This window comes from Streptomyces sp. NPDC058086 (genome assembly GCF_042885015.1).
Taxonomy (GTDB): domain Bacteria; phylum Actinomycetota; class Actinomycetes; order Streptomycetales; family Streptomycetaceae; genus Streptomyces.
In genome coordinates, this window is sequence record NZ_JBHVST010000075.1 from 33,684 (window position 1) to 56,331 (window position 22,648).

A 22,648-nucleotide genomic window follows, 5' to 3' on the forward strand; every position below is an offset into this window, starting at 1 on the left:
GACCAACTATACCCAACCTCGCTCCCGTGCGAGACGCACCGCCGCGTGACGGTTCTCCGCCCCCAGCTTCGAGACGGCCGACGAAAGATAGTTGCGTACCGTCCCCTGGGACAGCGCCGCCCGCTCCGCGATCTCCGCGACGGGCGCCCCGTCGGCGGCGAACTCGAGCACCTCGGCCTCGCGCGCGGTCAGCGGCGAGTCCCCGGCGGAGATCGCGTCCGCGGCCAATTCCGGGTCCACATAGCGGTTTCCCGCATGGACGGTACGAATGATCTCCGCGAGCCGCCGTGCGCTGACCGTCTTCGGGACGAACCCGCGCACACCTGCCGCAAGCGCTCGCTTCAGATGCCCCGGCCGCCCATGACTCGTCACGATCAGCACCTGGCAGCCGGGCAGTTCGGCCCGCAGCGATGTGGCCACCCTCACACCGTCCGCCCCCGGCATCTGCAGATCCAGGACGGCGACATCGGGTTCGTGCGCCAGCGCCATCGCCAGCGCCTCGGGCCCGGTCGCGGCCTCGGCGACCACCACGAGGTCGTCCTCCAGTCCCAGCAGCGCGGCGAGCGCACCCCTGATCAGGTGCTCGTCGTCGGCGAGCAACAGCCGCACGGGCGGGGCAGACGGGACAGGTGGGGTGGATGAGGCGGGTGGGGTGGATGTCATGAGGTGACCTCACTCACGGGGTGGGGGACGGGCGGCGGCGAGCCACCCGGTTCCGGGGCCGGAGCCGGTTCCGGGACCGAGGCAGGGGGCAGCGGCACCTCGGCGGTCAGGCGGAACAGGTCACCCCCGGCAGGCCCGGCCCGCAGCACCCCGTCCACCTCCCTGAGCCGCTCCCGCAGCCCGGCGAGCCCGGACCCCCGTCCCGGCTCGGCGGCGGCGGGTCCGGTACGGGACCCCGTACCGGTACCGGGCGCCCCGTCGTTCTCGACGGTGAGGGTCACCCGGCCCTCCGTCACCCGCAGGGACACCGCGCACCTTCCGGCGTCCCCGTGCCGCAGCACGTTCGTCGTCGCCTCCCGTACGACCCAGCCGAGCGCGGACTGGATCTCCGCGGGCAGTCCGGTCACCGGGCCGCTGACCTCGCAGTCGATGCCCGCGGCCGTCAACACGCCCTGCGCGCCCGCGAGTTCGGTCCGGAGATCGGCCTCGCGGTAGCCGCGTACGACCTCGCGGACCTCCCGCTGCGTCTCCCGCGCTATCCGCTGGACCTCGATCATCTGCTCCACGGCCTCCGGCCGCCCGCGCCGGGCCAGTTGCACGGCGAGCTCGCTCTTCAGCGCGACCACCGCCAGGTTGCGGCCCATCACGTCGTGCAGATCGCGCCCGAAGCGCAGCCGTTCCTCGGCGACCGCGAGCCGGGCCCGGGTCTCGCGGGCCTCGTCGAGTTCGTAGACGGCGTTCAGCAGCCAGACGGAGAAGGCGGAGGTGAAGGTGAAGAAACCGGCGGCGAGGACGACCGCACCGGCGGCGACGGCGGCGCCGGTCGCGGGGACACCCGCCGGGACGGCCACGGCGCCGGCGCCCAGGGCGGTGCCGAGCACGCCGTACACCATGCGTCGTGTCTCGCGCACCGCGAGTGCCAGGGTGCCGATCCCGAACGACAGGACGCCGACGAACACCGTTGCCGCCGCCGCCCCGTTGTCCGCGCCGCGCGGGCCGTGCAGGGAGACGATCAGACTCACGACGGCGATCACCACGGTGGCGGTGCCCAGCGCCCAGAGCAGCCGTACCGGCAGGGGGCGGCGGCCGCGGGTCCAGTCCAGGGTCAGCGAGGCGGTCACCGCGACGAGCGCGGCGTGCGCGCTCACCAGCAGGAACAGGATCCAGTTCACCGGGGCGGGCACATATCCGAAGGCCGGCAGCGCGAAGGTGGCGACCTCGACGAACGGAAAGGTGTGGAACGACCACCGTGTGTACGTCTCGACCTTCGCCGGCGTGCTCTTGCCGCGCCACCAGCCATCGCGCCCGCCCATGCCCACCACCAAGTCCCTGGTCAACGCCGCGGCTCCCAGCGGAACCACCGCCGTACAGCAAACACCGCGAGGACGATCCAGGCCACCGCCGTCCCGAGCGCGCCCAGGGTGTCGTGCGCGGAGAGGCCGCCGGTCCAGCCGCCGCGAATCAGCGTGATCACCGGGGTCAGGGGCAGCAGTTCGCAGGCCGAGGCCAGCTGGTCCGGCATGACCTGGAGGGGGAAGAAGGTGCCGGAACCGAACAGCGACACCAGCATCAAGGGCATGGTGGCGACCTGGGCACCCTCCACGCTCTTGCTGAAGTTCGCCGTGATCGCCGCGAGCGGGGGCCACATCGCCAGGCCCAGGAGCAGCCCCAGGACGGCGAGATGGGGTGCCCGGGGCGCGCCGACGTCCAGCAGCGCGGCGCACGCGACCGTCAGGACCAGGCACTGCACCAGGCCGATCGCGACCGAGGGCAGGGCCGCGCCCGCGAGGATCTCCGCGTCCCGCAGCTCCCCGGTGCGCAGCCGTTTGAGGACGAGCTCCTCGCGGCGGGCCGCGTACACGCTCACCAGCGAGCTGTAGACCGCGAAGAGGAGTGAGAAGCCGACGGAGGACGGCAGGACGACCGAGCCGACCGAGAGCCCGGTGCCCTTCAGGTCCATCTGGTCGACCGTCGAGCGGAGGCTGAACGGCAAGAGCAGCGGCATGAACACGGCGGCGGCGAGGGTCGCCTTCGAGCGGCCCAGCAGGGTCAGTTCGGCACGCGCCAGGGCGGCCATCCGCCCCGCGGCCGTCGTCGTACCCGTGCCCGTACCCGTATCCGCACCCGCACCGGATTGCCCGGTCGCCGGAACTGTCGCGCTCATGCCACCGTCCCCCTTTCCTGCTCCCGCACACCCGCACCCGCACCCGGCGCATCCGCACCCCGTACATCCGCGTCCCGCACACCCGCGCCCCGGCCCGCAGCGTCCCGCGCTATCCGCAGGAACGCCTCCTCCAGCGAGGCCGACCGCACATCGAGCCCCCGCAGCTCGACCTGCTTCTGGTGGGCCCACACGAGCAGCGCGGTGGCGGTGCGCTGGAGCTCGTCGGTGCGCAGCCTGACGGCGCGGCCCACCGTCTCGTGATCGGTCACGCCGAGCCCGGCGAGCGGGGGCAGGTCTCCGAGGAAGTAGCCGTCGGGCAGTTCGAAGGAGATCCGGGACGGTGAGGAAGCGGTCACTTCGGCGGGGGTGCCGGAGGCCGCGATGTGCCCTTCGTGGAGGACCGCGAGCCGGTCGGCCAGCTCCTCCGCCTCTTGCAGGTAGTGCGTGGTCAGCACCACGGTCGTGCCGCCGTCGCGCAGCTCGCGCACCAACTCCCAGGTGTCCCGGCGTCCTTCGGCGTCCAGGCCGGTCGTCGGCTCGTCGAGGAAGAGGACCTCGGGGCGGCCGAGGAGCGCGAGGGCCAGGTCCAGGCGCCGTTTCTCGCCCCCGGACAGCTGCTTCACCCGTACCCCGGACCGCCGGGTGAGCCCGACCATCTCCAGGGCCTGAGCGGTGGGCCGGGCTCCGCTCGTGCAGCCCGCCCACATCCGTACGGTCTCCGCGACCGTCAGCTCGGAGGGGAAGCCGCCCTCCTGCAGCATCACGCCGATCCGGGGCCGGACGGCCGCGCGCTCCTCGTACGGATCGTGTCCGAGGACCCGCACCCGGCCGGCCGCCGGAGGAGCGAGGCCCTCCAGCAGCTCGACGGTGGAGGTCTTGCCCGCGCCGTTGGTCCCCAGCAGCGCGAAGAGCTCACCGCGGCCCACGGAGAAGGTGATTCCGCGCACGGCCTCGAAATCTCCGCCGGCTCCCCGGTCTCCCCCGTACACGCGCCGCAGATCAGTGACCTCGATCACGTCATCTCGCTCGTTCGTGTTCATGAAATCAGCGTCCCCGCGGACGGGACCCGACAGCAGTGCGCGGTGTCATCACTCCGCATGACAAATGTCAGGGGACGGTCGTGCGCGCACACGAGAAAGACCCCGGTCGATGACCGGGGTCTTTGCTTCCTGGAGCGGACGACGAGGCTCGAACTCGCGACCTCAACCTTGGCAAGGTTGCGCTCTACCAACTGAGCTACGTCCGCATTGCCGCCGACCAGCTTTCACCGGTCGGTGCGAGCACCACCTTACCTGATCCACAAGAGTGGTCGGTAAGGGCTGCAGAGCGGGTGACAGGAATTGCACACTGCGCCTTCCCCCTGGAAGGGGGATGTTCTGCTACTGAACTACACCCGCGTGACTCCTTGGGGTCCGGCTTTTTCGGCCTTGCCCCTCGGCGTGCTCCAGACTCTAGCTGATCAGCGGGGGGTCAGCGCAAGTCGGTTGCGCGCGGGGGCGGATGGCCGGCCGGAGCGGGGCCCCGGCGAGCCGGCCGGAGCGGGAGCCCGGCGAGCCGGCCGCCGGAGCCTCGCATTCAGTGCGCCTCGGCGAACGCCTCGTAGACCTTCTTGGGGATGCGGCCGCGCGGGGGGACGTCCAGCTTGTTGGAGCGGGCCCAGGCGCGGACGGCGGCCGGGTCGGGGGTCAACGCGGTGTGCGTGTACGCCTTCCCGGACTTCGACTGCTTGCGGCCGGCCTCGAGGTAGGGCGCGAGGGCCTTACGCAGTTTCTTGGCATTGGTTGGATTGAGGTCGATCTCGTACGACTTGCCGTCGAGTCCGAAGGCGATCGTCTCCGCCGCTTCCGAGCCGTCGATGTCGTCAAAGAGAGTGACCACGACACGCTGCGCCACGAATATCGGTCCCTTCGTGCGGCACCTCTGCGATCACACCCCATGACGTGCGTGGACGTCACGGAGTTGTCGGGGAGATGTCGACTGTCCGGCTGTTATTGGGCAAAGTATCGGCTATTGCCAATTCATTTGTACAGTGCCGAGCATTGCATTGTGAAGCCCGACTAAAACCTTCCGCGTGTCCGAAGGTAATGGGGCCCCGCCGCTCTTCTGCGATTTTTCCCAGGATTTTCCGTGCAGGCCCCCGCGTCGATGCGGGATCGTGATCGGGCTCACGTAGGATTCTACGAATCTACGCGGGTAGAAATTTTGTACGGGTAGTCTGAAGGGACCTGCTCAGCACCACACACCGGGAGTGCCAGTGGCACGCGTCGTAGTCGACGTCATGCTCAAGCCGGAGATCCTCGACCCCCAGGGCCAGGCGGTGCAGCGTGCACTGCCGCGCCTCGGTTTCGAAGGTCTCTCCGACGTACGTCAGGGAAAGCGATTCGAACTGGAAGTGGACGGACCGGTGGACGACGCCGCGCTCGCCCGCATCCATGAACTGGCGGAATCCTTCCTCGCCAACACCGTGATCGAGGACTTCACCGTCAAGGTCGAGGAAGTCGCGGAGGCAGGAAAGTGACCGCTCGTATTGGAGTCGTCACCTTTCCCGGCAGCCTCGACGACCGGGACACGCAGCGTGCGATCAAGCTCGCCGGTGCCGAACCCGTCGCCCTCTGGCACAAGGACAAGGACCTCAAGCAGGTCGACGCCGTGGTGCTGCCCGGCGGTTTCTCGTACGGCGACTATCTCCGGGCCGGTGCCATCTCGCGCTTCTCGCCCGTGATGGAGACCGTGATCGAGCAGGCGAAGTCCGGAATGCCCGTCCTCGGCATCTGCAACGGCTTCCAGGTCCTCACCGAGGCGCACCTTCTCCCCGGCGCGATGCTCGGCAACAACCACCTCCACTTCATCTGCCGCGACCAGAAGCTGCGGGTGGAGAACGCGGAGACGTCCTGGACGGCCGACTACGAGTCCGGCCAGGAGATCCACATCCCGCTGAAGAACATGGACGGGCGGTACGTCGCCGACGAGCACACGCTCGACATGCTGGAGGCGGAGGGCCGGGTCGTCTTCCGTTACGTCGACTTCAACCCCAACGGCTCCCTCCGGGACATCGCGGGCATCACGAACGAGGCCGGGAACGTGGTCGGTCTCATGCCGCACCCCGAGCACGCCGTCGAGACCCTGGTCGGGTCCGGCCGTACCGACGGCCTCCCCTTCTTCACCTCGATCCTCAAGAAGCTGGTCAACGCATGAGCCGCACGCCTCTGGACACGGTCGAGAACGCGGCCGCGACCCCCGACGTCGAGCTGCCCTGGGCCGAACTGGGCCTGAAGAAGGACGAGTACGAGCGGGTCGTCGAGATCCTCGGCCGCCGCCCGACCGGCGCCGAGCTCGCCATGTACTCCGTCATGTGGTCCGAGCACTGCTCGTACAAGTCCTCGAAGGTTCACCTCCGCCAGTTCGGCGAGAAGGCCCCGCAGTCCGACGCCCTGCTCGTCGGCATCGGCGAGAACGCCGGTGTCGTCGACGTCGGCCAGGGCTACGCCGTCACCTTCAAGGTCGAGTCGCACAACCACCCGTCGTACGTCGAGCCCTACCAGGGAGCGGCCACCGGCGTCGGCGGCATCGTGCGCGACATCATCGCGATGGGCGCCCGCCCGGTCGCCGTCGTCGACCCGCTGCGCTTCGGCGCCGCCGACCACCCCGACACCAAGCGCGTCCTGCCGGGCGTCGTCGCGGGCATCGGCGGCTACGGCAACTGTCTCGGTCTGCCCAACATCGGCGGCGAGGTCGTCTTCGACGCCTGCTACCAGGGCAACCCCCTCGTCAACGCCGGTGCCATCGGTGTCATGAAGCACGAGGACATCCACCTCGCGAAGGCGTCCGGCACGGGCAACAAGGTCATCCTGTACGGGGCCCGCACGGGCGGCGACGGCATCGGCGGCGCCTCCATCCTGGCGAGTGAGACCTTCGACGACGCCAAGCCGTCGAAGCGCCCCGCGGTCCAGGTCGGCGACCCCTTCCAGGAGAAGCTGCTCATCGAGTGCACGCTCGAGGCCTTCGCCGAGAAGCTGGTCGTCGGCATCCAGGACCTCGGCGCGGCCGGTCTGTCCTGCGCCACCTCCGAGCTGGCCTCCAACGGCTCCGGCGGCATGCGCGTCACCCTGGACGACGTACCGCTGCGGGACTCGACTCTCTCTCCCGAGGAAATCCTCATGAGCGAGTCGCAGGAACGCATGTGCGCGGTCGTCGAGCCGGAGAAGGTCGACCGGTTCCTGGAGATCTGCGACAAGTGGGACGTCATCGCCACCGTCATCGGTGAGGTCACCGACGGCGACCGGCTGGAGATCTACTGGCACGGCGGCAAGATCGTCGACGTCGACCCGCGCACGGTCGCCCACGACGGCCCGGTCTACGAGCGCCCCTACGCCCGCCCCGAGTGGCAGGACGCCCTCCAGGCCGACGACGCGAACAAGCTGCCGCGCCCGGCGACCAGCGAGGAGCTCAAGGACCAGGTCCTCAAGCTCGTGAGCTCGCCGAACCAGGCCTCCAAGTCCTGGATCACCTCCCAGTACGACCACTTCGTGCAGGGCAACACGGTGCTGGCGCAGCCCGAGGACTCGGGCATGATCCGCATCGACGAGGAGACCGGGCTCGGCGTCGCCATCGCCACGGACGGCAACGGCCGCTACGCCAAGCTGGACCCGTACGCCGGCGCACAGCTCGCCCTCTCCGAGGCCTACCGCAATGTCGCGACGACCGGCGCCAAGCCGCTCGCCGTCTCCGACTGCCTGAACTTCGGCTCGCCCGAGGACCCGGCCGTCATGTGGCAGTTCGCCGAGGCCATCCGCGGTCTCGCCGACGCCTGCCAGCAGCTGGGCACCCCGGTGACCGGCGGCAACGTCTCGCTCTACAACCAGACGGGCGAGGTCGCCATCCACCCGACCCCGGTCGTGGCCGTGCTGGGCGTCATCGACGACGTCGCCCGCCGCACGCCGGTCGCCTTCCAGGAAGAGGGCCAGCTCCTCTACCTGCTCGGTGACACCCGTGAGGAGTTCGGCGGTTCGGCCTGGTCGCAGGTCGTCCACGACCACCTGGGGGGCCTGCCCCCGAAGGTCGACCTGGAGCGCGAACGCCTCCTCGGCGAGATCCTCATCTCCGCCTCCCGCGACGGCATGATCGACTCGGCGCACGACCTGTCCGACGGCGGTCTGATCCAGGCCGTGGTCGAGTCGGCGCTGCTCGGCGGCAAGGGCGCCCGGCTGGTCGTTCCCGACGGTCTCGACGCCTTCACCTTCCTCTTCTCGGAGTCGGCGGGCCGCGCGGTCGTCGCCGTACCGCGCTCGGAGGAGCTCCGCTTCAACGACATGTGCGGTGCGCGGGGCCTGCCCGTCACCCGTATCGGTGTCGTGGACGGAGACGCGGTCGAGGTCCAGGGCGAGTTCGCGCTCTCCCTGGCTGAGCTGCGCGAGGCGCACGAGGGGACCATCCCGGCGCTTCTCGCCTGACCGTCGCCGGTCGTACGACGAGGAAGGCCCCGCCCGGAGTCACGTTTCCGGGCGGGGCCTTCCTCGACTCATCGGACATAGTTCTTGAGGATCTCCGTGTCGAGTTCGATGCCGATCGGGTCGGAGACGAGCACCCTCTCACCGAACTTCGCGGTGTGGATGTCGCGGTAGCCTCCGACCTTCCGGTCCGGAGTGCTGTGCACCGTGACCGTGCAGGAGTCCCGGTCGATCAAGAGGTACAGGGGAATTCCGGACTGGCCGTATGCGGCGGGCTTCTCGTGCCGGTCCCGCCGGTCGGTGTCCGAGTCGTACGAGGTGACCTCGACGACCAAGAGCGTTCCGGCCGGGTCGGCCCACTCGCCGTGTCCCGCGAAGTGGGCTTCGGGTGCGACCACCGCGTCCGGTTTCGCCCTGCCCTCTCGGTATGTCTCCACGCGGAGCCCTTGGCCCTGATACAGGTCCAGGTCGGGCCTGGTCTGCATACAGCGTCGGGCCAGCCAGGTCACGATGGTGTTGTGGTCTCCGTCCGTCACCTTCTTGACTCCGATCCGTCCGTTGATGAACTCCAACGTGACGGTCTCGGGAGCGGCGGAGGCGATCGTTTCGAACTCCTCCACCGACATCTGAGACGTGTGCTCGGCCATAACCGTCATGTTGCACTTCCTTCCAGGCGAAGGCCAGTGTTGTCCGGGTGTGCGCGGGACCTGAACGAGCGCCGTGAGGCATAGGCTCAGCTCCATGCCCCCGGTCAAGAAGCGCACACGGACGTACGATCCCGCCAAGACGCGCGCCGCGGTTCTCGCACAGTTCGGGCACATACGGGAGGCCGTCCCCGCTCTCACGCCCGAGCGGCTCGCGCTGCCCACCCGGCTCGGCGACTGGACGGTGAGGGAACTGGTCGCGCACGTCGGCACGACTCTCGCGGCCGTCGCCCGGCTCCTCGACAAGCCGGAGCCCGTGAGGCAGGACGCCACGGTCCTCGACTGGCCGTTCGCGACCTCCGCCAACTCCGGAGCCATCGCGGACACAGCCCACCGACTGACCGAGGAGCACCCCGACCTGGTGGCCTTCCTGGCCGACGTGGAGCGGGACTTCACAGCCCACCTCGACGCCCACCCCGGCTCCCGGCTGCTCGCCACCAGCGCGGGTGCGATGCCGCTGGCCGACTGCCTGGTCACCCGCACCGTCGAACTCGTCGTCCACACCGACGACCTGAACGCCGCCGTACCGGGTCTCGACATCCCGTACGACCGCCAGGCCCTCGCCGCGTGCACCCGGCTGCTCGCCGACGCGCTCGCCGTGAAGGCGCCCGGCGCGTCGACGGAGGTGCGGATCCCGCCGTACGCCGTCGTGCAGTGCGTGGAGGGCCCCCGGCACACGCGGGGCACACCGCCGAACGTCGTGGAGACCGACCCGCTGACCTGGATCCGGCTGGCGACGGGACGTACGGAGTGGAAGACCGCGCTGGACGAGGCGAAGGTCAGCGCGAGCGGTGAGCGGGCCGACCTCGGCGGACTGCTGCCCCTGATGGGCTGAGCCCGCCCGCCGGTTCCGCCCGCCGACCTCACCGTTGACTCCACCCGCACCGCCCCGGAGGGGAACCGGCCACCCCACCCCTCCCGTCACACCGTCATGGACAAGCAGCGACTGACCCTCAGTGTCCTGACCCTGCTTCCGCTCGCCGTGGCCTGCGGCACCGAGACGGCGGGCGGCGGTTCCGTGGGGAGCGGATCGTCGCCGGTCACCGGCGTTCACTGGAGTGTCGACACCCTCACCACGCACGGCCGGACCCGGCAGGCGCCGGACAGCGCGTATCTGCGGATCGGCGAAGACGGTCGCGTCAGCGGCAACCTCGGCTGCAACACTTTCGGCTCGACCGTCACCCTCAAGGGTGACCGTGTCGACTTCGGGAAGATCGAGGCGACCGACATGGGCTGCCAGAAGGACCCCATGAGCTTCGAGCAGAGCCTCAGCCGCGCCTTCGTCGACGACACGTTCACCAGCGAGGTCAAGGGCGACAAGCTGACGCTCACCACCGACGGCGGCGACCGCGTCAATCTGACCAAGGAGCCGGACGCGCCCCTGTACGGCACGAAGTGGACGGTCATGTCCCTCGGGGACGGTGCCGTGGCCCAGTCCCTTCCCGAGGGGGCCGACGCCCACTTCACCCTCGACAAGGCGAAAGGCATCCTTTCCGGCCGCCTCGGCTGCAACCAGGTCACCGCCAAGGCCACCGTCCGCGACGGACATATCACCCTCGGCACCGCCAGGACCACCCGGATGATGTGCGACGGCTCACTCATGGACACCGAGAGGACCCTGCTGGGTTTCTTCGACAGCACGGTCGGATACGAGTTGAACCACCGAGCCATCGCGCTGACCAGCACAAACGGAAAGACCCTCCAAGCCGTCGCCGACGAGTGATCCGTCAAAGATCCGTATCCCCAATTCGGACCAGTGGTCGATCTCGCCTACACTCGGTGGTGTGCCACGTGGTGACGGTCGACTCAATCATGATCTGCTCCCCGGCGAGAAAGGCCCCCAGGACGCTTGCGGCGTCTTCGGAGTCTGGGCCCCGGGTGAAGAGGTCGCCAAGCTCACTTACTTCGGGCTCTACGCCCTCCAGCATCGGGGTCAGGAATCCGCGGGAATCGCGGTAAGCAACGGCTCCCAGATCCTCGTCTTCAAGGACATGGGCCTCGTGTCCCAGGTCTTCGACGAGACCTCGCTCGGTTCGCTCCAGGGTCATATCGCGGTCGGTCACGCCCGCTACTCGACCACCGGCGCCTCCGTGTGGGAAAACGCCCAGCCGACGTTCCGTGCCACCGCGCACGGCTCCATCGCGCTCGGCCACAACGGCAACCTCGTCAACACGGCGCAGCTCGCCGAGATGGTCGCCGACCTCCCCAAGCAGGACGGCCGCACCACCCGCGTGGCCGCCACCAACGACACCGACCTGCTCACCGCGCTTCTCGCGGCTCAGGTCGACGACGACGGCAAGCCGCTGACCGTCGAAGAGGCCTCCGCGAAGGTCCTCCCGCAGGTCAAGGGCGCCTTCAGCCTCGTCTTCATGAACGAGCACACCCTGTACGCGGCCCGCGACCCGCAGGGCATCCGCCCGCTGGTCCTCGGCCGCCTGGAGCGCGGCTGGGTCGTCGCCTCCGAGTCCGCCGCCCTCGACATCTGCGGCGCGGCCTACGTCCGTGAGATCGAGCCGGGCGAGTTCGTCGCCATCGACGAGAACGGCCTGCGTACGTCCCGATTCGCGGAAGCGAAGCCCAAGGGCTGTGTCTTCGAGTACGTGTACCTGGCCCGTCCGGACACGGACATCGCCGGCCGGAACGTGTACCTCTCGCGTGTCGAGATGGGGCGCAAGCTCGCCAAGGAAGCCCCTGTCGAAGCCGATCTGGTGATAGCGACCCCGGAGTCCGGGACGCCCGCCGCGATCGGTTACGCGGAGGCCAGCGGCATTCCGTTCGGCGCCGGCCTGGTCAAGAACGCGTACGTCGGCCGGACCTTCATCCAGCCTTCACAGACCATCCGCCAGCTGGGCATCCGTCTGAAGCTGAACCCCTTGAAGGAAGTCATCAAGGGCAAGCGCCTGGTCGTCGTCGACGACTCGATCGTGCGCGGCAACACTCAGCGGGCCCTGGTGCGCATGCTCCGCGAGGCGGGTGCGGCGGAGGTCCACATCCGGATCTCCTCTCCCCCCGTGAAGTGGCCCTGCTTCTTCGGCATCGACTTCGCGACCCGCGCCGAGCTGATCGCCAACGGCATGAGCATCGAGGAGATCGGCACCTCGCTCGGCGCCGACTCCCTCTCGTACATCTCCATCGACGGCATGATCGAGGCGACCACCATCGCCAAGCCGAACCTGTGCCGCGCCTGCTTCGACGGCGAGTACCCGATGGAGCTCCCGGACCCGGAACTGCTGGGCAAGCAACTTCTGGAGACTGAGCTCGCGGCCGGTCCCGCCGCCACGGCCGCGGCCGACGCGATCCGTCGCCCGTAAGCGCCGCAGAGCCCCGTATCACCAACCCGAAAGATCCCAGGCAATGTCTGCTGTATCTGATCAGTCGGCTGCGTCGACGGGCACATCCGGTGCTTCCTACGCGGCTGCCGGCGTCGACATCGAAGCGGGCGACCGCGCCGTGGAGCTGATGAAGGAGTGGGTGAAGAAGACGCAGCGCCCCGAGGTCCTCGGCGGCCTCGGCGGCTTCGCCGGCCTCTTCGACGCCTCCGCCCTCAAGCGCTACGAGCGCCCGCTGCTCGCGTCCGCCACGGACGGCGTGGGCACCAAGGTCGACCTCGCCCGGCAGCTCGGCGTGTACGACACCATCGGCCACGACCTGGTCGCGATGGTCATGGACGACATCGTGGTGTGCGGTGCCGAGCCGCTCTTCATGACCGACTACATCTGCGTCGGCAAGGTCCACCCGGAGCGCGTGGCGGCCATTGTGAAGGGCATCGCCGAGGGCTGTGTGCTCGCGGGCTGCGCTCTGGTGGGCGGCGAGACGGCCGAACACCCGGGCCTGCTCGGTCCGGACGACTTCGACGTCGCGGGCGCCGGTACGGGCGTGGTGGAGGCCGACCGGCTGCTCGGCCCGGATCGTATCCGTACGGGTGACGCGGTGATCGCCATGGCGGCCTCCGGTCTTCACTCGAACGGGTACTCGCTCGTCCGGCACGTCCTCTTCGACCGGGCGAACCTCAGCCTGGACCAGCACGTCGAGGAGTTCGGCCGCTCGCTCGGCGAGGAGCTCCTGGAGCCCACCAAGATCTACTCGCTGGACTGCCTGGCGCTGACGAAGACCACCGAGGTGCACGCCTTCAGCCACATCACCGGCGGCGGGCTCGCGGCCAACCTGGCCCGGGTGATCCCGGACGGGCTGCACGCGATCGTGGACCGCGAGACCTGGACCCCGGCCCCGGTCTTCGACCTCGTCGGCAGGACCGGCAATGTCGAGCGTCTGGAGCTGGAGAAGACGCTGAACATGGGCGTGGGCATGATCGCCATCGTCCCCGAGGAATCGGCGGACGTGGCGGTGGCCACCCTCGCGGACCGCGGCGTGGACGCCTGGATCGCCGGTGAGATCACCGAGCGCGGCGAGCACGCGACGGGCGCGGCCCTGATCGGCGACTACGCGAGCTGAGGCCCTCGGGGCAGCACGAAACCCGGTCCGGCGTTGAGGCCCCGGACCGGGTGAAGTGCGGTTGCTACGAGAAATCCGCCAACAGAGATCTACTCACCGCTACTGCTACGAGAGATCGCGGAAACCGCGAGGGACGCTGGTGCGTCAAGCGCCGCGACGTTGAGACTGCGGACCGGACTGCTCGTCCTCATCCTCATCGTCGTCGTTGTAGAGATCCGCGTACTGGGCGTACGGGTCGTCTTCCTCGTCGTCGTCCTCGAACGGCTCGCCATTCGGCGGCTGGCTCGAAGTCGAAGCGCCCAGCTCATTGGCCAGACGCGAGAGGTCAGTCCCGCCGCTGCTGTACTTCAGCTGGCGGGCGACCTTCGTCTGCTTGGCCTTTGCCCGGCCGCGCCCCATGGCTCGACCCCCTCGGATACGGGGCTCGGTGGCCCCAGAGTCTTGACACGCGTTCATGATCTGGAACGGGCTCTCCGTGGAGAGACCGGTCCGTAGGGCTTCCACGGTACCTGAGCCCGCGCCCATACGGTACGTCGCCCGCAGGACGCGCCTAGGCCCAGAACCTGCGAGGTGCCCTGTCCCCGCTGGTCAACCGCGATTTTAACCTCTTCTTGGCGGACGACCCGCCGACGGGAGTGAGAGTTCTCTCGAAGTGTCCCCTCGGCGGGTCCCTGACAAGCGTCGAGACACGCGCGGAATGCGACGGAATGGAAGGTTCCGCTATCCGAGGTGGCGCGCCTCCGCCATCCGCTGCTCGGCGATCCGGTCGGCCGCGGCAGCCGGCGGAATCCCGTCCTCCTTCGCACGTGCGAATATGGCCAGCGTGGTGTCGAAGATCTTCGTGGCCTTCGCCTTGCACCGGTCGAAGTCGAAGCCGTGCAGCTCGTCGGCGACCTGGATGACACCGCCCGCGTTCACCACGTAGTCGGGCGCGTAGAGGATCCCGCGGTCCGCGAGGTCCTTCTCGACGCCCGGGTGCGCGAGCTGGTTGTTGGCGGCGCCGCACACGATCCGCGCGGTGAGCACGGGCACGGACGCGTCGTTCAGCGCCCCGCCCAGCGCACAGGGGGCGTAGATGTCCAGACCCTCGGTGCGGATCAGCGCCTCGGTGTCCCTGGTGGCCGTGACGCCCGTCGGGTGCTTGTCCAGGATCTGTCGTACGGACTCGTCGCGTACGTCCGTGATCACGACCTCCGCGCCGTCCTCGCGCAGATGGTCCACCAGGTGGCGGCCCACCTTGCCGACGCCCGCGATGCCGACCTTGCGGCCGCGCAGTGTCGGGTCGCCCCACAGGTGCTGGGCGCTCGCCCGCATGCCTTGGAAGACCCCGTAGGCGGTCAGGACCGAGGAGTCACCGGCGCCGCCGTTCTCGGGCGAGCGGCCCGTCGCCCAGCGGCACTCGCGCGCCACGACGTCCATGTCGGCGACGTACGTACCGACGTCGCACGCGGTGACGTAGCGCCCGCCGAGCGAGGCCACGAACCGGCCGTAGGCGAGGAGCAGGGCCTCGCTCTTGATCTGCTCGGGGTCCCCGATGATCACGGCCTTGCCGCCGCCGTGGTCGAGACCGGCCATGGCGTTCTTGTACGACATCCCGCGCGAGAGGTTCAGCGCGTCGGCGACGGCTTCCTCGTCACTCGCGTACGGGTAGAAGCGTGTACCGCCGAGGGCGGGGCCCAGAGCGGTGGAGTGGATGGCGATGACGGCCTTGAGGCCGCTGGCCCGGTCCTGGCAGAGCACGACTTGCTCATGACCCCCCTGATCCGAGTGGAACAGGGTGTGCAGGACGCCGTCGGTTACGTCGGTCACTGTGGTGACTCCCAGGTAAGTAGCGGCGGTTGTGGACGGTGCCCGTGCGGATGGCGGGCTTCCGTGGGCATGAGATTAGAGCCTGTGCCCGGTCGCCATCCGCGCAGTGTTCAGGATCACCTCCTCCCGGAGTACGTTTCCGCACGGTCGTGGGACGATTTGGAGTGATTTCCCGGTCGCCCGCGCGCCGCTCGCCCGGGATTCCCGCCCGGGTTTCGGGTCCGGTCCGTTGGGGAGGGAGCAGGGGTGCCCAAGGTGTCCTCGGTGATCGTCCCGTACGCGTCCTATCTGCGCGTGTACGAACCGCTGGCCGCCTTCCCGGAGCCGGAGCGCACCCACTGGGCGCGTTACGCACGGCGCGCCGAGCGCCCGTCGTACCAGGACGAGTTGCGCCGCTCGCTGGCCGATCTGCTGCCCACCCCGCCGATCCCCGTGCCGGTGCACGAGAGCGCGGACGCGTTCGTGCTGAGCGTCGACGGAGTGCTCTGCGTCTGTCCCTGGCGCACCCGGCTGCGCGGCTGGCAGGCGCTGGAGGAACTGGCCGACGAACTGCCCGCGTCCGTCCTGGACGCGGTCCTGCCGCCGCTCGTACGCCGCCAGGCGGCCCTTGACTACGAGCGCTGGCTCGCCCGCAACCCCGACGCCCGCCCGTGGATCCGCACCTCGACCTGGCAGGTGCCGCTGAACTGGTTCGTGCTCGTCACCGACGAGGAGCGGCGGTACGAGAAGGGGACGGGTGGCGACGGAGCAGCGCCGGTGCTGCGCTACCGGACGCCGATGGTGCAGGCGCGGCGACGGACGGCACGCGCCCTGAAGACCCTCCGGGACACCCTGGACGAGGGGCCCCTCATCGAGGGTCTGGTGGACGTGGGGCGCTGGCTGGAGGAGTTCCATCCGCGCTCGCTGGTCGAGCTGGACTACGGCGGGCTCGTGCACACCCTGCCGGCCGGGCACCTTGAGGACGACCACTCGGCGGCCGACGTGGCCGAAGGCATCGAGGCGCTGCGTCACGGGGACGGGGCGGCGGCGGGCGAGGCGTACGGGCGGCTCGTGGAGCGCTGGCGCTCGGTCCGGGACCGGCGCTCGGCGAACTGAGGGGCGTCCAGGGCCTTTGAGCCTGTGGGGCACGTGGGTCCTGTGTGGCACGTGGGTTCTGTGTGCTCTCTGGGACCTGTGGGGCCTGTGTGTCCTGTGGGGTGTCTGAGCGCCTGTGGGGTGTCTGAGTGTCCCGGGCCGGCTGGGGCGGGCCAGCCGCACGAGAAGTGTGATGTGCTTCTCACTGGCGTTCGCCCGAACTGACGTATGGTCCTCGCACGCTGAAGAACCCTCACTGCGGGAGAAGATCGCGCAGGTCGGGACCTAGGTCCTGATCCGGTCTTTTGTGTCGACGATGTGTCAAGCGTGACGGATGGCACTTACCTGGCTCTTGCATCGCTTGCCCCTCCTCGTGCCAAAATAGGACAAGGAGCCCGGGGGAGGGCTCCATCCGTCCATGTTTGGGCGGGAATCTCGGCATTGCGCGCTATGGGGGGTCTGATGACTCCTGATCGCCCTGTGACTGATCGTCACAGTGGCGTGACTGTCCGCTATGGCATGGTCCATCGGCTTCCGTCGCTGATGAACACCTGGGAGGGCAATTCCATCGGTTTGGCCGACGCGGCTGGACGGATGGTGTAGTTGTAGTGCCGAGGACAAGCCGTTCGTCCTATAACCGACTCGACCCGTGTCCGCCATTTCGGGCAACGCGGGTCAAGGTGCAGAATTTAGAGGAATGAACCGAGAAGGTTCGGTTCTCCCGAGGAGGCCGCTCATGACCGCTCGCACCCCTGATGCCGAGCCGCTGCTGACCCCGGCTGAGGTCGCCACGATGTTCCGCGTCGACCCCAAGACGGTCACGCGGTGGGCGAAGGCCGGCAAGCTCACATCCATCCGCACGCTCGGCGGGCACCGCCGCTACCGCGAGGCTGAGGTCCGCGCGCTACTCGCGGGTATCCCGCAGCAGCGCAGCGAGGCCTGAACAATCGCATAACCGGGCAATTCGGTAGGTCCCCCAACCTGTCAAGACGCCCGAACCACAGCTCCAAGCGACGCGGGTCCTGCCCCAACAGGGCTCACGCCCGACCCCAGTTACATATGCGACAAGGGTGCGTCGTCGATCGCGCTGGACTCCGCCGGGTCCAGCGCGATTTTTTTGTGCCCTGCTCAGGCGCCGAAGGGGCGCGGCCGTGGGTCGTGCGGTGGGCCTGTGAGCGGCCTTGTCGGAGTCTGGGGAGGGGTGTCGGATCTCCTGTGGGAGCCCTCGGAGAGTAGTGCAATTGCACATATTAAATTGACAAGTTGTAGGTGGGGTGTAAGTTCCGCCCTTCTGAAAACTTATGCGGTGACACCCGTCACATGCCAGAGTCCTTGTTGCCTGTGACGCGTCTGCGCTAAAGGAGTTGGGCGGTTGTGCCCTCCCGCGCGAGGGTCACGCCGTGGCGGGGGTTTCGTCCTCGGCCGCCGTCTCGTCCTCCTCGCCGTGCGCGGAGGGCTCCATGGCCAGTCTCAGGAGCTGGTGGCAGATCGGGCAGTGCCGCGTCAGATGGCGGTACCCGGAAGCGGCCGACAGATGGGCGCGGAGCAGCGCGCGCGTCTCGTGCCGAGCGGACGCCGCCATGAACCACCTCCAGGAGGTCGAGTGCCCTGGATTCCGGGGTACCCGCCGAATGTGACGGCGTCAAGGTGCGGGGGGCTCCGCCGGTCGGGCGGGGCTGCGTCCGGCGTTCGGTGGGAGGGCCTGGGGAGCGGCCGTGTGGGGGTGGGGGCGCACGAGGCGCGTGAAGGGGCGTACGGCGCCCGGAGTCTGTGGATACGCGCCCAGGGGCCCGAACGTGCGCTGCCGGGGGTTCGAGCCGGGCGGGGCGGTCCGTGCGGGTGGTCCGGGAGTCCGGATGCGTGAGGGGTCCGTGAGTTCGTGCGGCTGCGCGGAGTGCGTACGCACGAGAGCCCGGGTCCGAAGACCCGGGCTCTCGTATCTACTGCGGTCCTGACGGGATTTGAACCCGCGGCCTCCACCTTGACAGGGTGGCGAGCACTCCAAACTGCTCCACAGGACCAGGTTTCACAGTCACTTTCTTGCGTTGTGCTGCGAGAAGAGACTGTACAGGAGGGTGAGCCCGGGGTCGAACTCACCCACCGTGCAGGTCCCGTTACGGCACCGCAGCGTCGATCGCCTTCACGATGCGCTTGTCGGAGACCGGGTACGCCGTGCCGAGCGCATGGGCGAAATAGCTGACCCGGAGCTCCTCGATCATCCAGCGGATGTCCAGGACCTGCTGCGGGACCGGCCGGCCCTGCGGCAGCTGCTCCAGGAGCCACGCGTACTCGTCCTGCATCTCGTGGACCTTCTCCATGCGGGTGGTGTCCCGCTGGACGCCGGTCGGCATCTGCTGCAGGCGGCGGTCGGCGGCGACCAGATAGCGCATCAGGTCCGGGAGGCGGCGCAGGCCGGTCGCCGTGACGAAGCCGGGCTTCACCAGGGCGTTCAGCTGCGTCCGTACGTCCGTGAGGTTTGCCAGCAGGGTGGGGCTGCCGGTGGCCTTCAGACGGCGCTCACAGGCCTGCCAGGCGGCAAGGACCTGCTGCACCTGGCCCACCGTCCGGACCGTCGTGTCGACGATCTCGGCGCGCACCTTGTCATACAGCTTCCGGTACGACTCCTCGTCCCACGCCGGGCCCCCGAAGTCGCCGATCAGCTTGTCCGCCGCCGCCGTCGCACAGTCGTCGAACAGGGCCTGCACGGAGCCGTGCGGGTTGGCGGACAGGGCGAGCTTCTGGGCGTTGGTGAGCTTGTCCGAGGCGAACTTGCCCGGGTTCACCGGGATGTTGCGCAGGATCAGCCGCCGGGTGCCCTTCCACATGGCCTGCGCCTGCTCGGCCTCCGTGTCGAAGAGACGTACGGAGACGGTGTTCGCCGTCGGACCGTCGTCGACCAGGGCCGGGTACGCCTTCACCGGCTGGCCGGCCCGGCGCGTCTCGAAGACGCGCGTCAGCGTGCCGATCGTCCAGTCCGTGAGGCCCGTACGTTCCAGGGACTCGCCGCCCTCGCGCTCCGCCGTCGCCGCCGCGGCCTGCGAGATCGCCTTGCGTGCCTTCGGCTTCAGCTGGAGCTGGAGGGTCTCCAGGTCCTTGTCCTCGGCCAGTTTGCGGCGCCGCTCGTCGACGATCCGGAAGGTGATCTTCAGATGGTCGGGGACGCGGGACCAGTCGAAGTCGTCGGCAGCGACCGGCACGCCGACCATCCGCTTGAGCTCGCGGGCGAGGGTCGTCGGCAGCGGCTCCTGAAGGGGCACGGCCTGGTCGAGGAACCGCTTCGCGAAGTTCGGGGCGGGGACGTAGTTGCGGCGGATGGGCTTGGGGAGGGAGCGGATGAGCTCGGTGACCACTTCCTCGCGCAGGCCCGGGATCTGCCAGTCGAAGCCCTCGTCCGTCACCTGGTTCAGGACCTGGAGCGGGATGTGGACCGTGACGCCGTCGGCGTCCGCGCCCGGCTCGAACTGGTAGGTCACCCGGAACTTCAGGCGGCCCTGACGCCACGAGTCGGGGTAGTCGTCCTTGCTGACGTCACCGGCTCGCTCGTTGATGAGCATCGAGCGCTCGAAGTCGAGGAGCTCCGGCTCGTCATGGCGCTTGTGCTTCCACCACGAGTCGAAGTGCGCGCCGGACACGACGTGGGCCGGCACCCGCTGGTCGTAGAAGTCGAACAGCGTCTCGTCGTCGACCAGGATGTCCCGGCGACGGGCACGGTGCTCCAGCTCCTCGACCTCGGTCAGGAGCTTGCGGTTGTCGGCGAAGAACTTGTGGTGCGTGCGCCAGTCGCCCTCCACGAGGGCGTTGCGGATGAAGAGGTCGCGGCTCGTCTCGGCGTCGATACGACCGTAGTTGACCTTGCGCTGGGCGACGATCGGGACACCGTAGAGGGTGACCTTCTCGTACGCCATCACGGCCGCCTGGTCCTTCTCCCAGTGCGGTTCGCTGTAGGTGCGCTTGAGGAGGTGTTCCGCCAGGGGTTCGACCCACTCGGGCTCGATCCTGGCGTTCACCCGGGCCCAGAGACGGGAGGTCTCCACCAGCTCGGCCGACATCACGAAACGCGGGGGCTTCTTGAAGAGGGCCGAGCCCGGGAAGATCGCGAACTTGGCGTTGCGGGCGCCGAGGTACTCGTTCTTGCCCGTGCTGCGCCCGCCGCTCTCGCCCCCGGTCTCCTTCACGTCCTTCATGCCGACGTGCGAGAGCAGGCCGGCGAGGAGGGAGACATGGACGCTCTGGTCCGCCGCGTCGTCCTCGTTGAGGTGGATGCCCATCTGCTTGGCGACCGTGCGCAGCTGGGTGTAGATGTCCTGCCACTCGCGGATGCGCAGGAAGTTCAGGTACTCCTGCTTGCACATGCGGCGGAAGGCCGACGAGCCTCGCTCCTTCTGTTGCTCGCGGACGTAACGCCAGAGGTTGAGGAAGGCGAGGAAGTCGCTCGTCTCGTCCCTGAAGCGGGCGTGCTGCTGGTCCGCCTGCGTCTGCTTGTCGGCAGGGCGCTCGCGCGGGTCCTGGATGGAGAGCGCCGCGGCGATCACCATGACCTCGCGCGCACAGCCGTTCTTGTCGGCCTCCAGGACCATGCGGGCCAGCCGGGGGTCGACGGGGAGCTGGGCGAGCTTGCGGCCGGTCTCCGTCAGGCGCTTGCGTACGTCCTTCTCGGACGGGTCGAGTGCGTTCAGCTCCTGGAGGAGCTGGACGCCGTCTCGGATGTTGCGGTGGTCCGGCGGGTCGATGAAGGGGAACTTCTCGATGTCGCCGAGGCCGGCCGCCGTCATCTGGAGGATGACGCTCGCCAGGTTCGTACGGAGGATCTCCGCGTCCGTGAACTCCGGGCGGGTGTTGAAGTCGTCCTCGGAGTACAGGCGGATGCAGATGCCGTCCGACGTACGGCCGCAGCGGCCCTTGCGCTGGTTGGCGCTGGCCTGCGAGACCGGCTCGATGGGCAGGCGCTGGACCTTGGTGCGGTGGCTGTATCTGGAGATACGGGCGTTGCCCGGGTCGATGACGTACTTGATGCCCGGGACGGTGAGCGAGGTCTCGGCGACGTTGGTCGCCAGAACGATCCTGCGGCCGGTGTGGGGCTGGAAGACGCGGTGCTGCTCCGCGTGGGAGAGGCGGGCGTAGAGAGGGAGAACCTCGGTGAAGCGGTACTGCTTCTTGGTGAGTGCGTCCGCCGTGTCGCGGATCTCGCGTTCGCCGGAGAGGAAGACGAGGATGTCGCCCTTGCCTTCGGCCTGCAGTTCCTCGACCGCGTCCGTGATCGCGGTGATCTGGTCGCGGTCGGCGTCGTCGCCCTCCTCTTCGAGGAGCGGGCGGTAGCGGACCTCCACGGGGTACGTACGGCCGCTGACCTCGACGATCGGGGCTTCGCCGAAGTGGCGGGAGAAGCGCTCCGGGTCGATCGTGGCCGAGGTGATGACGACCTTGAGATCCGGGCGCTTGGGGAGCAGCTGGGCGAGGTAGCCGAGCAGAAAGTCGATGTTGAGGGAGCGCTCGTGGGCCTCGTCGATGATGATCGTGTCGTACGCGCGCAGCTCGCGGTCCGTCTGGATCTCGGCGAGCAGGATGCCGTCCGTCATGAGCTTGACGAAGGTGCCGTCCGGATTCACCTGGTCGGTGAAGCGGACCTTCCAGCCGACGGCCTCGCCGAGGGGGGTGTCCAGCTCCTCCGCCACGCGCTCGGCGACCGTGCGGGCGGCGATGCGGCGGGGCTGGGTGTGGCCGATCATGCCGCGGACGCCGCGGCCCAGTTCGAGACAGATCTTGGGGATCTGGGTGGTCTTTCCGGAGCCGGTCTCACCCGCGACGATGACGACCTGGTGGTCGCGTATGGCGTCGGCGATGTCGGCCTTCTTCTGGCTGACCGGGAGCTGCTCGGGGTAGGTGACGGCGGGCACACGGGTGCGGCGCTCGGCCATGCGGGCCTCGGCCTTGGTGACCTCCGCGTCGATCTCGGCGAGCACGGCTGCGCGGGCTTCGGGCTTGCGGATCCGGCGCGCGCCCTCGAGCCTGCGGCCGAGCCGGTGCGCTTCGCGCAGGGACAGCTCGGCCAGGCGGGGGGCGAGGTCGCCGAGGACGGGGGCAGGATGCGTAGACATACGCCGTCCAGGATCTCACCTCGCCGAAATTACTGGCGAGTGCTTTATCTCGGGCCCCATGGGGTGCCGCCTGCCGGGTGCCGCCTGCCGGGTGCCGGGTGACGGGTGCCGGGTGCGTGGCGCCTGGTGGCGGTGGTGGGGCGGGGCCGTGGCGGTGCGTCGAGCCCGTCGCCGCTGGATCAGACGTGGGCCGGGCAAGCGAGCCGCTGCTCGATCCGAACGTAAGCGACGGGCTTGCGA

The 22,648-nt window shown here is 69.1% G+C and carries 19 protein-coding genes and 3 tRNA genes; 9 read left to right on the top strand and 13 right to left on the bottom strand.

Features of this window, described 5'->3' with window-relative positions; all coding sequences use genetic code 11:
* Positions 1-6: 6 nt before the first annotated feature.
* The 7 genes from ACFVWD_RS40075 to ACFVWD_RS40105 all read right to left on the bottom strand — a co-directional run bounded on the left by ACFVWD_RS40075 (position 7) and on the right by ACFVWD_RS40105 (position 4,720).
* Positions 7-663 carry a response regulator gene (locus ACFVWD_RS40075; protein ID WP_389602898.1) on the bottom strand — a complete coding sequence of 219 codons (657 nt, stop codon included), beginning with the start codon at positions 661-663 and terminating at the stop codon, positions 7-9.
* The gene (locus tag ACFVWD_RS40080; protein ID WP_389602915.1) at positions 660-1,976 is read right to left on the bottom strand and encodes a sensor histidine kinase; all 1,317 of its coding nucleotides are present in this window, start codon (positions 1,974-1,976) and stop codon (positions 660-662) included. Before ACFVWD_RS40080 ends, ACFVWD_RS40075 begins: the two co-directional genes overlap by 4 nt.
* A gap of 20 nt (positions 1,977-1,996) precedes the next feature.
* A complete protein-coding gene (locus tag ACFVWD_RS40085; RefSeq protein ID WP_389602899.1) occupies positions 1,997-2,827 on the bottom strand; it encodes an ABC transporter permease in 831 nt (276 codons plus the stop codon).
* A complete protein-coding gene (locus ACFVWD_RS40090) occupies positions 2,824-3,867 on the bottom strand; it encodes an ABC transporter ATP-binding protein (protein WP_389602900.1) in 1,044 nt (347 codons plus the stop codon). The genes ACFVWD_RS40085 and ACFVWD_RS40090 overlap by 4 nt, the downstream gene beginning before the upstream one ends.
* Positions 3,868-3,997: 130 nt before the next feature.
* A tRNA-Gly gene (locus ACFVWD_RS40095) sits at positions 3,998-4,073 on the bottom strand.
* Between the two features lie 79 nt (positions 4,074-4,152).
* A tRNA-Gly gene (locus ACFVWD_RS40100) sits at positions 4,153-4,224 on the bottom strand.
* Positions 4,225-4,402: 178 nt separating this feature from the next.
* Complete coding sequence (locus ACFVWD_RS40105) at positions 4,403-4,720, bottom strand: Lsr2 family protein (RefSeq protein ID WP_101404193.1); 318 nt, start codon at positions 4,718-4,720, stop codon at positions 4,403-4,405.
* Between the two features lie 361 nt (positions 4,721-5,081).
* Here ACFVWD_RS40105 and purS point away from each other — a divergent pair, with 361 nt between their 5' ends.
* The 3 genes from purS to purL are packed head-to-tail and all read left to right on the top strand — an operon-like array spanning position 5,082 to position 8,277.
* On the top strand, positions 5,082-5,345 hold the full coding sequence (purS, locus tag ACFVWD_RS40110; RefSeq protein WP_389602901.1) for a phosphoribosylformylglycinamidine synthase subunit PurS: 264 nt from the start codon (positions 5,082-5,084) through the stop codon (positions 5,343-5,345).
* Positions 5,342-6,022, top strand: coding sequence for a phosphoribosylformylglycinamidine synthase subunit PurQ (gene purQ, locus ACFVWD_RS40115; RefSeq protein ID WP_101404194.1), 681 nt, complete (start codon positions 5,342-5,344; stop codon positions 6,020-6,022). The genes purS and purQ overlap by 4 nt, the downstream gene beginning before the upstream one ends.
* Complete coding sequence (purL, locus tag ACFVWD_RS40120) at positions 6,019-8,277, top strand: phosphoribosylformylglycinamidine synthase subunit PurL (RefSeq protein ID WP_389602902.1); 2,259 nt, start codon at positions 6,019-6,021, stop codon at positions 8,275-8,277. The genes purQ and purL overlap by 4 nt, the downstream gene beginning before the upstream one ends.
* Positions 8,278-8,345: 68 nt before the next feature.
* On the opposite strand, the gene ACFVWD_RS40125 is transcribed toward purL, so the two are convergent.
* Entirely contained in the window at positions 8,346-8,930 is a 585-nt protein-coding gene (locus ACFVWD_RS40125; RefSeq protein ID WP_389602903.1) for a Uma2 family endonuclease, read from the bottom strand.
* An 85-nt stretch (positions 8,931-9,015) separates the two neighbouring features.
* On the opposite strand from ACFVWD_RS40125, the gene ACFVWD_RS40130 reads away from it, so the two are divergent.
* The 4 genes from ACFVWD_RS40130 to purM all read left to right on the top strand — a co-directional run bounded on the left by ACFVWD_RS40130 (position 9,016) and on the right by purM (position 13,430).
* Positions 9,016-9,813 carry a sterol carrier family protein gene (locus ACFVWD_RS40130; protein ID WP_389602904.1) on the top strand — a complete coding sequence of 266 codons (798 nt, stop codon included), beginning with the start codon at positions 9,016-9,018 and terminating at the stop codon, positions 9,811-9,813.
* A gap of 96 nt (positions 9,814-9,909) precedes the next feature.
* On the top strand, positions 9,910-10,701 hold the full coding sequence (locus ACFVWD_RS40135) for an META domain-containing protein (RefSeq protein WP_389602905.1): 792 nt from the start codon (positions 9,910-9,912) through the stop codon (positions 10,699-10,701).
* A gap of 61 nt (positions 10,702-10,762) precedes the next feature.
* Positions 10,763-12,289 (top strand): amidophosphoribosyltransferase, encoded by a 1,527-nt coding sequence (gene purF, locus ACFVWD_RS40140; protein ID WP_101404199.1) that lies wholly within the window; start codon positions 10,763-10,765, stop codon positions 12,287-12,289.
* A gap of 43 nt (positions 12,290-12,332) precedes the next feature.
* Positions 12,333-13,430, top strand: coding sequence for a phosphoribosylformylglycinamidine cyclo-ligase (purM, locus tag ACFVWD_RS40145; RefSeq protein WP_389602906.1), 1,098 nt, complete (start codon positions 12,333-12,335; stop codon positions 13,428-13,430).
* 144 nt (positions 13,431-13,574) lie between these two features.
* On the opposite strand, the gene ACFVWD_RS40150 is transcribed toward purM, so the two are convergent.
* Complete coding sequence (locus ACFVWD_RS40150; protein WP_153289771.1) at positions 13,575-13,829, bottom strand: DUF3073 domain-containing protein; 255 nt, start codon at positions 13,827-13,829, stop codon at positions 13,575-13,577.
* 321 nt (positions 13,830-14,150) lie between these two features.
* Entirely contained in the window at positions 14,151-15,239 is a 1,089-nt protein-coding gene (locus ACFVWD_RS40155; protein ID WP_389602907.1) for a Leu/Phe/Val dehydrogenase, read from the bottom strand.
* A gap of 246 nt (positions 15,240-15,485) precedes the next feature.
* Between ACFVWD_RS40155 and ACFVWD_RS40160 the strand changes: the two genes are divergently transcribed.
* Both ACFVWD_RS40160 and bldC read left to right on the top strand, forming a co-directional pair.
* On the top strand, positions 15,486-16,334 hold the full coding sequence (locus ACFVWD_RS40160; protein ID WP_389602908.1) for a hypothetical protein: 849 nt from the start codon (positions 15,486-15,488) through the stop codon (positions 16,332-16,334).
* A 715-nt stretch (positions 16,335-17,049) separates the two neighbouring features.
* A complete protein-coding gene (gene bldC / locus ACFVWD_RS40165) occupies positions 17,050-17,256 on the top strand; it encodes a developmental transcriptional regulator BldC (protein WP_003949541.1) in 207 nt (68 codons plus the stop codon).
* Positions 17,257-17,706: 450 nt separating this feature from the next.
* On the opposite strand, the gene ACFVWD_RS40170 is transcribed toward bldC, so the two are convergent.
* From ACFVWD_RS40170 to hrpA, 3 genes are all read right to left on the bottom strand, one after another.
* Positions 17,707-17,895: a DUF6274 family protein gene (locus tag ACFVWD_RS40170; RefSeq protein WP_384920445.1), complete on the bottom strand. Its 189-nt coding sequence runs from the start codon at positions 17,893-17,895 to the stop codon at positions 17,707-17,709.
* A 364-nt stretch (positions 17,896-18,259) separates the two neighbouring features.
* Positions 18,260-18,334 (bottom strand) — tRNA-Asp (locus ACFVWD_RS40175).
* 93 nt (positions 18,335-18,427) lie between these two features.
* Positions 18,428-22,408: an ATP-dependent RNA helicase HrpA gene (gene hrpA / locus ACFVWD_RS40180; RefSeq protein ID WP_389602909.1), complete on the bottom strand. Its 3,981-nt coding sequence runs from the start codon at positions 22,406-22,408 to the stop codon at positions 18,428-18,430.
* Positions 22,409-22,648 lie beyond the last annotated feature (240 nt).